The following is a 14577-nucleotide window of genomic DNA, read 5'->3' as shown; positions in this document are numbered from 1 at the left end:
ACAGCGACACCGAGGAGGCGTCATGCGCTGGGAGAACCTCTCACCGGACTCCGAACACAGCCGTGCCGACACCGCGCTGTTCGGCGCGGAGGCGGTCACGACCCGCACCTTCGACACGCCCGAATTCCGCGGGATCACCTTCCACGAGATCCGGGCCCGCTCCATCGTCAACCGGGTGCCGGGCGCCTCCCGCATGCCGTTCGAATGGACGGTGAACCCCTACCGGGGCTGCTCCCACGCGTGCGTCTACTGCTTCGCCCGCAAGACCCACAGCTACCTCGACCTCGACACCGGGCTCGGCTTCGACAGCCAGATCGTGGTCAAGGTGAACGCGCCCGAGCTGCTGCGCCACCGGCTCGCCTCCCGCTCCTGGCACGGCGAGCACATAGCCATGGGCACCAACGTGGACTGCTATCAGCGCGCGGAGGGCCGCTACCGGCTGATGCCCGGCATCATCGAGGCCCTGCGCGACCACGCCAATCCCTTCTCGATCCTGACCAAGGGCACACTGATCCTGCGCGACCTGCCCCTGCTGCGGCAGGCCGCCGACGTGACCGACGTCGGCGTGTCGGTGTCGGTGGGCTTCACCGACGAGGAGCTGTGGCGCACGGTCGAGCCGGGCACCCCCGCGCCCGGGCGGCGGCTGGACGTGGTGCGCGCCTTCACCGACGCCGGGATCGGCTGCGGGGTGCTGATGGCGCCGGTGATCCCGTTCCTGGGCGACCGGCCCGAGCAGCTCAGGGCGACCGTGCGGGCCATCGCCGCCTCGGGCGCCACCTCGGTCACCCCGCTGGTGCTGCATCTGCGGCCGGGCGCCCGCGAGTGGTTCATGTCCTGGCTGGCCGAGCACCACCCGCACCTGGTCGCCCGCTACCGGCGGCTGTACGCGGAGGGCGCCTACGCGCCCCGCTGGTACCAGCGCCGGATCACGCGTCAGGTGCACGACCTGGCCCGGGAGTACGGCATCGGCCCGGACCGCGTGGAGGCGCGGCGCCGCGTCCCGGCCCCGGCACCCGAGGAACCGGAGGCGCAGCTGCCGACCCAGCTGACGCTGCTCTGAGGGCATCCGGGCGCATCCGGCGGCCCGATTGGGTCAAGAACTGACGGAACACGTTCAGGTGGGGCGCCACATCGGGACGATGCCGCGTGAGCCGTGAGTGTCGCGGTCCGCAGCACATCGCCCTGGGAGAACCATGAGAAAACGCGCAGCCGTGCTGTGCGGCGCCGCCGCCGTCGTCGTCGCCTCGGGCCTCACGGCCGTGCCCGCCGAGGCCGGCGCCCCGCACGCCCCGGAGGCGTTCCGCGCCGCCGCCCCGGCCTGGAAGAAGTGCGCCACCGACGACTACCCGACGCTCCAGTGCGCGTCCGTCGAGGTGCCGCTGGACCACGCCGACCCCTCCGGGCGCACGATCACGCTGGCGCTGTCGCGCATCCCGCACACCGCGAAGAAGTACCAGGGCCCGCTGCTGGTGAACCCGGGCGGTCCGGGCGGCAGCGGGCTGACGCTCGCCGGGTTCGTCGCCGCGTCGCTGCCGAAGAAGGTGGCCGCCGAGTACGACGTCGTCGGGTTCGACCCGCGCGGCGTGGGCGAGAGCCGCCCGGCCCTGGACTGCGCGCCGGGCCACTTCGACGCCGTACGCCCCGACTCGGTGCCCACCTCGCCCGAGGTGGAGCGGGCCAACCTGGACCGCGCGAAGTCCTTCGCCGAGGCGTGCGGGCGCAAGTACGGCGACCTGCTGCCGCACATGACCACGACGGCCGCCGCGCGCGACCTGGACGTGATCCGGCAGGCGCTCGGCGCGGAGCGGATCAACTACTTCGGCTACTCCTACGGCACCTACCTCGGCACCGTGTACGCCAAGCTGTACCCGCAGCGGGTGCGGCGTCTGGTGCTGGACTCCGTGGTCGACCCGACGGGCGTCTGGTACGACTCCAACCTCGACCAGAACCAGGCGTTCAACGCCCGCCACCGCGCGTTCATGGACTGGGTCGCCAAGCACGACGCGACGTACCGCCTCGGCACCGACGCGGAGAAGATCGAGGCCGCCTGGTACGCGATGCGGGCCGCGCTCAAGGAGGACCCGGCCGGCGGAAAGGTCGGCCCGGCGGAGCTGGAGGACACCTACCTCCCGGGCGGCTACTACAACGGCTACTGGCCCTACCTGGCCGAGGCGTTCGCCACGTACGTGAACAAGAAGGACGGCGGGCCGCTGGTCGAGGCGTACGAGAACTTCGGCGCGACCGACGTCGCCGGGGACAACGGCTACAGCGTCTACACGGCGATCGAGTGCCGGGACGCGGTCTGGCCGCGGGACTGGGCGCAGTGGCGCAAGGACAACTGGGAGATGTACGAGCGGGCGCCGTTCCTGTCCTGGAACAACGCGTGGTACAACGCGCCGTGCGCCTACTGGCCGGTCGAGTCGGCGCGGCCGGAGCGGATCAACACCACGAGCCAGGTGCCGCCCGCGCTGCTGTTCCAGGCCACGGACGACGCGGCCACCCCGTACCAGGGCGCTGTCACCGTGCACCGCAGGCTGGAGCGCTCGAGCCTGGTGGTCGAGTCGGGCGGCGGCAACCACGGCATCACGCTGAGCGGGAACGCCTGCCTGGACCGGCACCTGGCGGCCTACCTGGCCGACGGCACGCTGCCACGCGGCAGCCACGGGGACGCCGACGCGGTGTGCGCGGCGCTGCCCGACCCGAAGCCGCTGACCTCGAAGGCGGCCCCCGGCACGGCCCGCGGCTCGGTCCTCCACGGCCTTCTCGGCTCCCGCATCTGACCCGGCGGAAACTCGGGGGCGGACGCGCGGCGCGGTGGGTCATGATGGCGCTCATGACCCACCTGACCCGCGCGTCCGCCCCCGGTCGCGTCCGCATCCGCCCCATGACCGCCGACGACAGCGACGAGGTCGCCGCGATGCGGGTGAGGGGGTGGCAGCACGCGTACCGCGGGATGATCCCTCAGACCTATCTGGACGCGATGGACGTCGCGGCGGAGGCGGGGAAGCAGCGGGAACGGCTCGCGGCCGGGGACGGCAGCGTGGTGAACCTGGTCGCCGAGGAGGCCGACGGCACGCTCGCCGGCTGGGCCGCGTACGGGCCGTACCGGGACGGCGAGGTGCGCACCGGCGACGGCGAGCTGTACGCGCTGTACCTGCCGCCCGAGCGGATCGGGCAGGGGGTGGGACGCGCCCTGCTGACCGAGGTGACCGACCGCTGCGCGGCGGCCGGCCTCCCCCGGGTGTTCCTGTGGGTCCTCGAACAGAACACGCGCGCCCGCCGCTTCTACGAGGCCGCGGGTTTCGCGGCGGACGGCACGCGCGAGCCCTTCGAGGTGGCCGACGTCGAGGTCCCGGAGGTCCGTTACGTACGGCCCCTCACCGGCTGACGCCCGCGGTCCTTCACACCTGCCCCCGACCGGGCGCCCCGCCCGGCCCGGCGACGGGCTCGGCCTGCGGGCGGGTGCGGCGAGCGACGGATGTGGGCGGGCGGAGACGGCCCGGTGCCGGGGCAGCGCTGGGAGGTGACGGGCCGTCACTTCTCAGCGTTGCCCCGGTATCCGCCCCCGGGCGCTCCCCTGGTGCGGGATGCGGGCCAGGGCGTGGACCGCCGCCTCTGCCAGGGCCGGGTGCGCGAGCGCCTCGTTCAGTACGGACTCCGCGCGCGAGTCGGCCAGTTCGCCCAGTCCCTCCACGCAGGCGAGCGCCACCCGGCGGTAGGGGTCGTGCGGGCTCAGCCGGCGGCGGAGGGTGGTGATCAGGGCCGGGACCGCCTCGGGGGCGCGCAGCTCGGCGAGGAGACGGACCGGGTGCAGGGCGTAGGCGACGCGGAGTTCGTTGGTGGCGAGGGCGGCGGCGGCGCGGGCGGTGCGCGGGTCGCCGAGGCGGGCGAGGGCGTGCGCGGCGGCGGCGCAGCGGGGCGGGTCGCGGTGGTTGAGGAGGAGCACCAGCGCCTCGAAGGCCCTCCGGTCACCCGCCGTCCCCAGCCGGAACGCGGCAAGTTCACGCGCCCACAGCGGCTGCCCGGGAGCGGTGAGGACGCCGGCCAGGACGTCGTGGTCGTCCGTGGCGGCCAGCCGCTCGAACGCGGCCGTGCCGCCGGACTCGGCCCGTAAGCGCTCCGTGAGCGTTCGCAACTCTTCGTCCATGGCGACGAGGTTAGGGGGATCACACCGGGCACGGGACCCACCTCACAAATCCGGGGGCTGGCGCGCTCGTTACCGGCGAGTTAATCTCAGACGAGCGAGTTACCCACTCGCACCCTCCTCACGGCGGTCTGGTGACGCGGCCGCAGTGAGTCGCAGTCGGTTCGGTACCCCGTGTACCGCAGTACGGCTCGGCCCCGGGACAGGGCCGGTCGGATCCGCCGCCGGGTCTCCGGCGGTCCGGGCGTGTGCGCTCGCAGCCCGGCCAACACCCGCATCCACGCACGCACCCGGTGCGCCTTCCGGCGCACCCGGGCGCTGCTTCCGTCGTCACCCTCATTCCTGGAGTCCCGCGATGGCCACTCCCCAGTCCGACACTCCTCTGTCCCCGCTCCGGACCGTCGCCGTGGTCGGCCTCGGCACGATGGGCACCGGCATCGCCGAGGTCCTGGCCGCCGCAGGCCGCGACGTGATCGGTATCGACGTCCAGGAGGCCCAGGCCGCGAAGTGCGTCGCCGCCCTGGAGGCCTCCACCGCCCGCGCCGTCGAGCGCGGCCGGCTGACCGGGCAGCAGCGCGTGGAGCTCCTCGCCCGCGTCACCACCGGCACCGACCTCTCGGCCGCCGCGCCCGCCGACCTGGTGATCGAGGTCGCGCCGGAGTCGTACGAGATCAAGCAGCAGATCTTCCGGGAGCTGGACGGCATCGTGCGGCCGGACGCCGTCCTGGCCACCGGCACCAACGCGCTCTCCGTCACCCGGCTCGCCGCCGACTCCGCCCACCCGGAGCGCGTGCTGGGCCTGCACTTCTTCAACCCGGCGCCCGCGATGAAGCTGGTCGAGGTGGTCTCCAGCGTGCTGACCGCGCCCGCCGCCGTCACCGCCGTCACCGACCTCGCCCTGGACCTGGGCAAGGAACCGGTGGCGGTCGGCGACCGGCCCGGATTCGTCGCCGACGGGCTGCTGTTCGGCTACCTGAACCAGGCCGCCGCGATGTACGAGGCCCGGTACGCCTCCCGTGAGGACATCGACGCCGCGATGCGGCTGGGCTGCGGCCTGCCGATGGGCCCCCTGGCGCTGCTGGACCTGATCGGCATCGACACCGCCCGCACGGTCCTGGAGGCCATGTACACCGCCTCCCGCGACCGGCTGCACGCCCCCGCGCCGATCCTCAAGCAGCTCAGCGAGGCGGGCCTGACCGGCCGCAAGGCGGGCCGCGGCTTCTACACCTACGAGGCGCCGGGCAGCGGCACGGTCGTGGCGGACGCCCTCACCCCGCGCGAGGACGGCCCGTCGGCCGCCGGCCGCCCGGTGCGCTCGGTGGGCGTGGCCGGTTCGGGCACGATGGCGTCCGGCATCGCCGAGGTCTTCGCCAAGGCCGGCTTCGAGGTCGTCCTGGCCGCCCGCAGCGAGGAGAAGGCGCAGGCGGCGAAGGCCCGCATCGGCAAGTCGCTGTCCCGCTCGGTCGACAAGGGCCGGATGACCGCCGAGGCCGCCGCGAGCACCCTGGACCTGATCCGCGCGACGGGCACCTACGACGACTTCGCCGACGTCGACTTCGCGGTCGAGGCGGTCGCCGAGGACCTGGAGGTCAAGCGGCAGCTGTTCACCACGCTGGACAAGGTCTGCAAGCCGGGCGCGGTGCTCGCCACCACCACGTCGTCCCTGCCCGTCGTCGCCTGCGCCCGCGCCACCTCGCGCCCGCAGGACGTGATCGGCATGCACTTCTTCAACCCGGCGCCGGCGATGAAGCTGGTCGAGGTGGTGCGTACGGTCCTGACCGCCGACGACGTCCACGCCACCGTGCGCGAGGTCTGCGCGAAGATCCGCAAGCACGCCGTGGACTGCGGCGACCGGGCCGGGTTCATCGTCAACGCGCTGCTGTTCCCGTACCTGAACAACGCGGTCAAGATGGTGCAGGAGCACTACGCCACCCTCGACGACATCGACGCCGCGATGAAGCTGGGCGGCGGCTACCCGATGGGGCCGTTCGAACTGCTGGACGTCGTCGGGCTGGACGTGTCGCTGGCCATCGAGAAGGTGCTCCACCGCGAGTTCCGCGACCCGGGCCTGGCCCCGGCGCCCCTGCTGGAGCACCTGGTGGCCGCGGGCTGCCTCGGCCGGAAGACCGGCCGCGGCTTCCGCGAATATGCCAAGCGCTGAGCGGTACCCCGGCGAGCCGCTCCCGGACGGTGCCGAGTGGGGCGGGCTGCTGGACCCCGACCGGTTCCCGCCGCCCGCCCGCACCGCCCCTCCCCCGCCCCCCGAGGGCGGGGGAAGCCCCGGTCACGCGCACCGTGCCGCGCGCATGCAGTACGTTCAGGGCATGTCCCAGCCCGCCAAGTCCGTACGTACGCCAGCCACGACAGAGCCGCCGGAGTCCACCGCCGGCTCGCGTGCCGCCGCCCAGCGGCTGAAAATGCGCCGGGAGCTCGCGGCCGCCGCGATGGAGCTGTTCGCGACCAAGGGGTACGAGGCGACCACCGTCGACGAGATCGCGGCCGCCGCCGGGGTGGCCCGCCGCACGTTCTTCCGCCACTTCCGCTCCAAGGAAGAGGCGATCTTCCCCGACCACGACGACACCCTGGTGCGCGCCGAGGCGGTGCTCAACGCCGCCCCCGCCCACGAGCACCCGCTCGACACGGTGTGCCGGGGCATCAAAGAGGTCATGAAGATGTACGCGGCGCGGCCGGACATCTCGGTCGCGCGCTACAAGCTGACCCGTGAGGTGCCCACCCTGCGGGAGGCGGAGATCGCCTCGGTGGCCCGCTACGAGCGGCTGTTCACCCGCTATCTGCTGGGCCACTTCGACGAGCACGCGCACGACGACGACGCGAACGACGACCCGCTGCTGGCGGAGGTCGCCGCGTCCGCCGTGGTCACGGCGCACAACCACGTGCTGCGGCGCTGGCTGCGGGCGGGCGGCCAGGGGGACGTGGAGGCGCAGCTGGACCACGCCTTCGCGATCGTGCGGAAGACGTTCGGCACGGGGATCATGGCGGGCCGGCGCACGGCCGCCCCGCAGCGGCCGCCGGCGGCCACGGCGTCCGCGCACGGCGAGGTGCTGGTGACGGTCGCCCGGACCGACGCCCCGCTGGAGGAGGTCATGGAGGCCATCGAGAGGGCCCTCAAGGAGCGCTGACCCGCCTTACGAAGCTGTGATGACGGCCACCCTTCGGGGTGGCCGTTTTGCCATGTCAGGGGCGCTTTTCGCCCGCGTTTCCGAGGCGTTTCGATCGATCATCGCTCATCTGAGGCGTAAAGATTTCACCTGAGAGCAAGTTCTGGCACGCAGTGCCTTGCCGACTGACACGGCGTGCCATACGTTGAAGGAGTCCGGGCGAGTCCCGGCGGGTCCACCACCCGCACGTCCGGCGCCTGCGTCACAGGCACCCTCCCGCGCAACCACGCGCTGCCGAAGCACCACCCGCCGAACCGACGGCACCCCTCAACCCTCAGCAGCACACCCGACGTAACCCTCAGCGCCCCTCCCTCGGGGCGCCCATCGCCGGAGGCAACACCGTGACCGTCAAGGACATCCTGGCCGCGATCCAGTCGCCCGACTCCACGTCGGAGGACTTCGCCGCCCTGCCGCTCCCCGAGTCGTACCGCGCGATCACCGTGCACAAGGACGAGACGGAGATGTTCGCGGGCCTGGCCACCCGCGACAAGGACCCCCGCAAGTCGATCCACCTGGACGACGTGCCGCTGCCCGAACTGGGCCCCGGCGAGGCCCTGGTCGCCGTGATGGCCTCCTCGGTCAACTACAACTCGGTGTGGACCTCGATCTTCGAGCCGCTGTCCACCTTCGGGTTCCTCGAGCGCTACGGCCGCACCAGCGAGCTGGCCAAGCGCCACGACCTGCCGTACCACATCATCGGCTCCGACCTCGCGGGCGTCGTACTGCGCACCGGTCCCGGAGTCAACTCCTGGAAGCCCGGCGACGAGGTCGTCGCGCACTGTCTGTCCGTCGAGCTGGAGTCCTCCGACGGGCACAACGACACGATGCTCGACCCCGAGCAGCGCATCTGGGGCTTCGAGACCAACTTCGGCGGCCTCGCCGAGATCGCGCTCGTGAAGTCCAACCAGCTCATGCCGAAGCCGGACCACCTCAGCTGGGAGGAGGCCGCGGCCCCCGGCCTGGTCAACTCCACCGCCTACCGGCAGCTGGTCTCCCGCAACGGCGCCGGCATGAAGCAGGGCGACAACGTCCTCATCTGGGGCGCCAGCGGCGGCCTCGGCTCCTACGCCACCCAGTTCGCGCTGGCCGGCGGCGCCAACCCGATCTGCGTCGTCTCCAGCGACCAGAAGGCGGAGATCTGCCGGAAGATGGGCGCCGAGGCGATCATCGACCGCAACGCCGAGGGCTACAAGTTCTGGAAGGACGAGAACACCCAGGACCCCAAGGAGTGGAAGCGCTTCGGCAAGCGCATCCGCGAACTCACCGGCGGCGAGGACATCGACATCGTCTTCGAGCACCCCGGCCGCGAGACCTTCGGCGCCTCGGTCTTCGTCACCCGCAAGGGCGGCACCATCACCACGTGCGCCTCGACCTCCGGCTACATGCACCAGTACGACAACCGCTACCTGTGGATGTCCCTGAAGCGCATCATCGGCTCCCACTTCGCCAACTACCGCGAGGCCTGGGAGGCCAACCGCCTCATCGCCAAGGGCAAGATCCACCCCACCCTCTCGAAGACCTACAACCTGGAGGACACCGGGCAGGCCGCGTACGACGTGCACCGCAACCTCCACCAGGGCAAGGTCGGCGTGCTGTGCCTCGCCCCCGAGGAGGGCCTCGGCGTGCGCGACCACGAGAAGCGGGCCAAGCACATCGACGCGATCAACCGCTTCCGGAACGTCTGAGGCAGGACGGACATGACAGAGCGCCAGAAGGACCGTCCGTGGCTCATGCGGACGTACGCCGGCCACTCGACCGCCGAGGCGTCCAACGAGCTGTACCGGCGCAACCTCGCCAAGGGCCAGACCGGGCTGTCGGTCGCGTTCGACCTGCCGACGCAGACCGGCTACGACCCCGACCACGTCCTCGCCCGCGGCGAGGTCGGCCGGGTCGGGGTGCCCGTCTCGCACCTCGGTGACATGCGCCGGCTGTTCCAGGACATCCCCCTGGAGCAGATGAACACCTCGATGACGATCAACGCCACCGCCATGTGGCTGCTGGCGCTCTACCAGGTCGTCGCCGAGGAGCAGGGCGCGGACATCACCAAGCTCCAGGGCACGACCCAGAACGACATCGTCAAGGAGTACCTGTCCCGCGGGACGCACGTCTTCCCGCCCGGGCCCTCGCTCCGCCTGACGACCGACATGATCGCGTACACGGTCTCCCACATCCCGAAGTGGAACCCGATCAACATCTGCAGCTACCACCTGCAGGAGGCCGGGGCCACGCCGGTGCAGGAGATCGCGTACGCGATGTCCACCGCCATCGCCGTGCTCGACGCCGTGCGCGACAGCGGCCAGGTGCCTCAGGAGCGGATGGGCGACGTCGTCGGCCGCATCTCCTTCTTCGTGAACGCGGGCGTCCGCTTCGTCGAGGAGATGTGCAAGATGCGCGCCTTCGGCCGCATCTGGGACACCGTCACCCGCGAGCGGTACGGCATCGAGAACCCCAAGCACCGCCGCTTCCGCTACGGCGTCCAGGTCAACTCCCTCGGGCTGACCGAGGCGCAGCCGGAGAACAACGTCCAGCGGATCGTGCTGGAGATGCTGGCCGTCACCCTCTCCAAGGACGCCCGCGCGCGTGCCGTGCAGCTGCCCGCCTGGAACGAGGCGCTCGGCCTGCCCCGCCCCTGGGACCAGCAGTGGTCCCTGCGCATCCAGCAGGTCCTCGCCTACGAGAGCGACCTGCTGGAGTACGAGGACATCTTCGAGGGCTCGAAGGTGATCGAGGCGAAGGTCGGGGAGCTCGTCGCCGAGGCGACCGCGGAGATCGAGCGGATCCAGGAGATGGGCGGCGCGATGGCCGCCGTGGAGTCCGGCTACCTCAAGTCCCAGCTCGTCTCCTCGCACGCGGCGCGCCGCGCCCGGATCGAGTCCGGCGAGGAGAAGATCATCGGTGTCAACGCCTTCGAGGGCACCGAACCCAACCCGCTCACCGCCGACCTGGACACCGCCATCCAGACCGTCGACCCCGCGGTGGAGGCGCGGGTGATCGCCTCGCTGCAGAACTGGCGCGACACCCGCTACCAGCCGCCCTTCAACCACCCGCGCCCGTGCAAGGCGCTGGAGAAGCTGAAGGAGGCCGCGCGCGGCACCGACAACCTGATGGAGGCCACCCTGGAGTGCGCACGGGCCGGCGTCACGACCGGCGAGTGGGCCGGCGCGCTGCGCGAGGTGTTCGGCGAGTTCCGGGCGCCGACCGGTGTCTCCTCGGCCCCCGTCGCGGTCACCGCCGAGGAGGGCTCCGCCCTGTCGGAGGTCCGCCGGAAGGTGGAACTCACGGCGAAGGACCTGGGCGTCGGCAAGCTGCGCTTCCTGGTCGGCAAGCCGGGCCTGGACGGTCACTCCAACGGCGCCGAGCAGATCGCCGTGCGGGCCCGCGACGCCGGGTTCGAGGTGGTCTACCAGGGCATCCGGCTCACCCCGGAGCAGATCGTGGACGCCGCGCTGGCGGAGGACGTCCACGCGGTGGGCCTGTCGATCCTCTCCGGATCGCACGCCCAGCTGGTGCCGGACGTGCTCGAACGGCTCCGTGTGGCCGGCGCCACGGACATTCCCGTGATCGCCGGTGGCATCATCCCCAGCGGTGACGCCGAACAGCTGCGGGCCGCGGGAGTCGCCGCGGTCTTCACGCCGAAGGACTTCGACATCACCGGGATCATCGGCCGCATCGTCGACGAGATCCGCAACGCGAACAAGCTCGACCCCCTGGAGGTCCCCGCATGACAACCGTCAACCGCCTTCGCCCCCGCCGCTCCTGTCTGGCGGTACCGGGAAGCAACCCCCGCTTCCTGGAGAAGGCGCAGGGCCTCCCCGCCGACCAGGTCTTCCTGGACCTCGAGGACGCCTGCGCCCCGCTCGCCAAGCCCGAGGCGCGCCACACCATCGTCAAGTTCCTCAACGAGGGCGACTGGACCGGCAAGACCCGCGTGGTGCGCGTCAACGACTGGACGACCGAGTGGACGTACCGGGACGTCGTGACGGTCGTCGAGGGCGCGGGCCAGAACCTCGACTGCATCATGCTGCCGAAGGTGCAGGACGCCCAGCAGATCGTCGCCCTCGACCTGCTGCTCACGCAGATCGAGAAGACCATGGGCTTCGAGGTCGGCAAGATCGGCATCGAGGCGCAGATCGAGAACGCGCAGGGCCTGAACAACGTCAACGAGATCGCCCAGGCCTCCCAGCGCCTGGAGACCATCATCTTCGGCCCGGCCGACTTCATGGCGTCCATCAACATGAAGTCGCTGGTCGTGGGCGAGCAGCCGCCCGGCTACCCGGCGGACGCCTACCACTACATCCTGATGAAGATCCTGATGGCCGCCCGCGCCAACGACCTCCAGGCGATCGACGGCCCCTACCTGCAGATCCGCAACGTCGACGGCTACCGCGAGGTCGCCCAGCGCGCCGCCGCGCTCGGCTTCGACGGCAAGTGGGTGCTGCACCCGGGCCAGGTCGAGGCGTCCAACGAGATCTTCTCGCCGTCGCAGGAGGACTACGACCACGCCGAGCTGATCCTGGACGCGTACGACTACTACACGTCCGAGGCGGGCGGCAAGAAGGGCTCCGCGATGCTCGGCGACGAGATGATCGACGAGGCCAGCCGCAAGATGGCCCTGGTCATCTCGGGCAAGGGCCGCGCCGCCGGCATGCGGCGCACGTCGAAGTTCGAGATCCCGGAGGCCTGACCGTCATGCAGTTCGGACGCACCTACGAGGAGTTCGAGGTCGGGGCGACGTACAAGCACTGGCCGGGCAAGACGGTCACCGAGTACGACGACCACCTGTTCTGTCTCCTCACCATGAACCACCACCCGCTCCACATGGACGTGAACTATGCGGAGAAGACGACGGACTTCGGCAAGAACGTCGTCGTCGGGAACTACATCTACTCGCTGCTGCTCGGCATGAGCGTGCCGGACATCTCCGGCAAGGCGATCGCCAACCTGGAGATCGAGTCGCTCAAGCACGTGGCGCCGACCTTCCACGGCGACACGATCTACGGGCAGACGACCGTCCTGGACAAGTGGCCGTCGAAGTCGAAGAACGACCGCGGCATCGTGTACGTCGAGACCAAGGGCTACAAGCAGGACGGCACGCTGGTCTGCGTGTTCCGCCGCAAGGTGATGGTGCCCACCGAGACGTACATCAAGGAGCGCGGCGGCGAGCAGCCCGGCCGCCCCGAGCTGAAGGAACAGGGGAAGTAAGCGATGGCCCGTCTCGCCCGGACCGCCGGTCTGACCGACGTCCAGCAGGAGATCCTGTCCACCGTCCGGGACTTCGTGGACAAGGAGATCATCCCGGTCGCCACCGACCTGGAGCACCGCGACGAGTATCCGCAGCAGATCGTCGACGGGCTGAAGGAGCTGGGTCTCTTCGGCCTGATGATCCCCGAGGAGTACGGCGGCCTGGGCGAGTCCCTCCTCACGTACGCGCTGTGCGTGGAGGAGATCGCCCGCGGCTGGATGTCGGTGTCCGGCATCATCAACACGCACTTCATCGTGGCGTACATGCTCAAGCAGCACGGCACGCAGGAGCAGAAGGACCACTTCCTTCCCCGGATGGCGGCCGGCGACGTCCGCGGCGCCTTCTCGATGTCGGAGCCGGGACTCGGCTCGGACGTGTCGGCCATCACGTCCAAGGCGGTCAAGGACGGCGACGAGTACGTCCTCAACGGCCAGAAGATGTGGCTGACGAACGGCGGAACGTCGTCGCTGGTGGCCGTTCTGGTGCGAAGTGACGAAGGACACCCCGAGGGCACCGCGCCGCACAAGTCGATGACCACCTTTCTGGTGGAGAAGGAGCCGGGCTTCGGTGAGGTCCGTCCGGGCCTGACCATCCCCGGCAAGATCGACAAGATGGGCTACAAGGGCGTCGACACGACCGAGCTCATCATGGACGGCCTGCGCGTTCCCGCCGATCGGGTGCTCGGCGGCGTCACCGGCCGAGGTTTTTACCAAATGATGGACGGCGTCGAGGTCGGCCGTGTGAACGTCGCGGCGCGTGGCTGCGGCGTCGCACAGCGTGCCTTCGAACTGGGCGTCCAGTACGCCCAGCAGCGTCACACTTTCGGCAAGCCGATCGCCCAGCACCAGGCCATCCAGTTCAAGCTGGCCGAGATGGCTACCAAGGTGGAGGCCGCGCATGCCATGATGGTCAACGCAGCGCGCAAAAAGGACTCCGGGGAGCGAAACGACCTCGAGGCAGGGATGGCGAAGTACCTCGCCTCCGAGTACTGCAAGGAGGTCGTGGAGGACGCCTTCCGGATCCACGGCGGCTACGGCTTCTCGAAGGAGTACGAGATCGAGCGCCTCTACCGGGAGGCCCCGATGCTGCTGATCGGTGAGGGCACCGCCGAGATCCAGAAAATGATCATCGGCCGTCGACTGCTCGAAGAGTATCGATTCCAGGGCTGAGCAGGGTCAGATGTCCGGATACGGGGTGTTTTCTTGAGGAAGAGGATCACACCCCGTATGCGTTCTTCGGCCGCCGACTTGGTTGCCTGGCTTACCCAGTTGCGGCCGGGAGCCGCTACGATCGCCGGAAAGCCGCCGTCCCCCGCAGTTGCGCGGCATCATCCGCTACGAAGGTCATCCATGCCCCACAGCCAAACCTCTGCACACCGCGACAGCCTCGCCGGCGTACGCCTCGCGCGCGGAGCATCGCCGTGGCTTCTGCCGACCGTCGCCACCGCAGCCGTGAGTCTGCTCCGCGCCCGCCGCTCGGGCGCCGCCAAGGCCGTCGCCGTCCCCGCCACCGCTCTCGCGGCGGGGATGCTGTGGTTCTTCCGCGACCCCGAGCGCGAGATCGCCCAGGGCCGGGTCATCTCGCCCGCCGACGGTGTGGTGCAGAGCATCATGCCCTGGAAGGACGGGCGCACCCGCGTCGCGATCTTCATGAGCCCGCTCAACGTCCACGTGAACCGCGCCCCCCTGGCCGGCACCGTGACGTCGGTCGAGCACATCCCCGGTGGCTTCGTTCCCGCCTTCAACAAGGAGAGCGAGAACAACGAGCGCGTGGTGTGGCACTTCGACACCGAGCTCGGTGACATCGAGATGGTCCAGATCGCCGGCGCGGTGGCCCGCCGCATCGTCCCCTACGTGCCGCAGGGCACCAAGGTCGAACAGGGCGAGCGCATCGGTCTCATCCGCTTCGGCTCGCGCGTCGACATCTACCTGCCCGAGGGTGTTGAGGTCGATGTCGAAGTGGGCCAGAAGACCGTGGCTGGGGTGACTCGCATTGACCGTGGTTGATCCAGA

The 14577-nt window shown here is 70.6% G+C and carries 12 protein-coding genes; 11 read left to right on the top strand and 1 reads right to left on the bottom strand.

What is annotated here, in order from left to right:
- Positions 1–22: 22 nt before the first annotated feature.
- The 3 genes from ACQZOG_RS25545 (at position 23) to ACQZOG_RS25535 (ending at position 3388) form a co-directional block, all read left to right on the top strand.
- A complete protein-coding gene (locus tag ACQZOG_RS25545) occupies positions 23–1060 on the top strand; it encodes an Rv2578c family radical SAM protein (RefSeq protein ID WP_033273764.1) in 1038 nt (345 codons plus the stop codon).
- Between the two features lie 133 nt (positions 1061–1193).
- On the top strand, positions 1194–2780 hold the full coding sequence (locus tag ACQZOG_RS25540) for an alpha/beta hydrolase (RefSeq protein WP_430741845.1): 1587 nt from the start codon (positions 1194–1196) through the stop codon (positions 2778–2780).
- Positions 2781–2833: 53 nt separating this feature from the next.
- Positions 2834–3388 carry a GNAT family N-acetyltransferase gene (locus ACQZOG_RS25535; RefSeq protein WP_245657417.1) on the top strand — a complete coding sequence of 185 codons (555 nt, stop codon included), beginning with the start codon at positions 2834–2836 and terminating at the stop codon, positions 3386–3388.
- Between the two features lie 153 nt (positions 3389–3541).
- Here ACQZOG_RS25535 and ACQZOG_RS25530 read toward each other — a convergent pair whose 3' ends face one another.
- Positions 3542–4147, bottom strand: coding sequence for an adenylosuccinate lyase (locus ACQZOG_RS25530; RefSeq protein WP_058917301.1), 606 nt, complete (start codon positions 4145–4147; stop codon positions 3542–3544).
- 352 nt (positions 4148–4499) lie between these two features.
- On the opposite strand from ACQZOG_RS25530, the gene ACQZOG_RS25525 reads away from it, so the two are divergent.
- The 8 genes from ACQZOG_RS25525 to ACQZOG_RS25490 all read left to right on the top strand — a co-directional run bounded on the left by ACQZOG_RS25525 (position 4500) and on the right by ACQZOG_RS25490 (position 14571).
- The gene (locus ACQZOG_RS25525) at positions 4500–6305 is read left to right on the top strand and encodes a 3-hydroxyacyl-CoA dehydrogenase family protein (RefSeq protein WP_430741844.1); all 1806 of its coding nucleotides are present in this window, start codon (positions 4500–4502) and stop codon (positions 6303–6305) included.
- A 163-nt stretch (positions 6306–6468) separates the two neighbouring features.
- On the top strand, positions 6469–7284 hold the full coding sequence (locus tag ACQZOG_RS25520) for a TetR family transcriptional regulator (protein WP_033274134.1): 816 nt from the start codon (positions 6469–6471) through the stop codon (positions 7282–7284).
- 380 nt (positions 7285–7664) lie between these two features.
- Complete coding sequence (gene ccrA, locus ACQZOG_RS25515; protein WP_033273768.1) at positions 7665–9008, top strand: crotonyl-CoA carboxylase/reductase; 1344 nt, start codon at positions 7665–7667, stop codon at positions 9006–9008.
- Positions 9009–9020: 12 nt separating this feature from the next.
- Positions 9021–11048: a protein meaA gene (locus ACQZOG_RS25510; RefSeq protein WP_033273769.1), complete on the top strand. Its 2028-nt coding sequence runs from the start codon at positions 9021–9023 to the stop codon at positions 11046–11048.
- On the top strand, positions 11045–12007 hold the full coding sequence (locus tag ACQZOG_RS25505) for an HpcH/HpaI aldolase/citrate lyase family protein (protein ID WP_037642555.1): 963 nt from the start codon (positions 11045–11047) through the stop codon (positions 12005–12007). The genes ACQZOG_RS25510 and ACQZOG_RS25505 overlap by 4 nt, the downstream gene beginning before the upstream one ends.
- A 5-nt stretch (positions 12008–12012) precedes the next feature.
- Entirely contained in the window at positions 12013–12525 is a 513-nt protein-coding gene (locus ACQZOG_RS25500; RefSeq protein ID WP_033273771.1) for a MaoC family dehydratase, read from the top strand.
- Positions 12526–12528: 3 nt separating this feature from the next.
- On the top strand, positions 12529–13734 hold the full coding sequence (locus tag ACQZOG_RS25495) for an acyl-CoA dehydrogenase family protein (RefSeq protein WP_033273772.1): 1206 nt from the start codon (positions 12529–12531) through the stop codon (positions 13732–13734).
- Positions 13735–13914: 180 nt separating this feature from the next.
- On the top strand, positions 13915–14571 hold the full coding sequence (locus tag ACQZOG_RS25490) for a phosphatidylserine decarboxylase (RefSeq protein WP_026243357.1): 657 nt from the start codon (positions 13915–13917) through the stop codon (positions 14569–14571).
- Positions 14572–14577 lie beyond the last annotated feature (6 nt).

This window comes from Streptomyces sp. P13-3-3 (assembly GCF_050571355.1).
Lineage (GTDB): Bacteria > Actinomycetota > Actinomycetes > Streptomycetales > Streptomycetaceae > Streptomyces > Streptomyces althioticus.
This window is presented reverse-complemented; position numbering and strand designations above follow the sequence as displayed.